A 470-nucleotide genomic window follows, 5' to 3' on the forward strand; every position below is an offset into this window, starting at 1 on the left:
GTGTTCAAGGTGAAGGGCGACGCCGGTAACCTGGCGGCCTTTGAGGTCAAGTTCATTGAGAACGGCGACACGGGCCAGGTTTACAACCTCGGGACCTACAGTGGCGTGACCGACCTGGGCAACGGCTGGCTGCAGGTATCGATCCCGATGAGCGATTTTGCGGCGACGATTGCGGGCAACAGCGGTTTCCTGCTCGGCCCGCTGGGCGGCCAGGCGGCGCCGTTCACGCTCCTGCTGACCGATATCGGCTTCACTACTGCTGACGGTGGCATCATTCCCGACAACGTCGTCTATGCGACGGACCCGGGCGTGACCGAGGACCTGGCCCCTGCTGGCGTGAACAACTTCGGTTCCGGGGCGGTCTTCGACTTCGATTTCGCTGGTGACGCGGACTTCAATCCTGCCATCCAGGTGACGAGCGGCGAGGGCTACGGTGCCGGTGTGCACGTCGGGTTCGTGGCATTCACGGG

The 470-nt window shown here is 63.6% G+C and carries 1 protein-coding gene; it reads left to right on the forward strand.

Features of this window, described 5'->3' with window-relative positions:
* Nucleotides 1-470, forward strand: a 470-nt coding sequence (locus tag G6032_RS00175) for a hypothetical protein (RefSeq protein ID WP_165280113.1), incomplete at both ends; no start/stop codon positions are given.

It is taken from the genome of Wenzhouxiangella sp. XN24 (assembly GCF_011064545.1).
Taxonomy (GTDB): Bacteria; Pseudomonadota; Gammaproteobacteria; order Steroidobacterales; family XN24; genus XN24.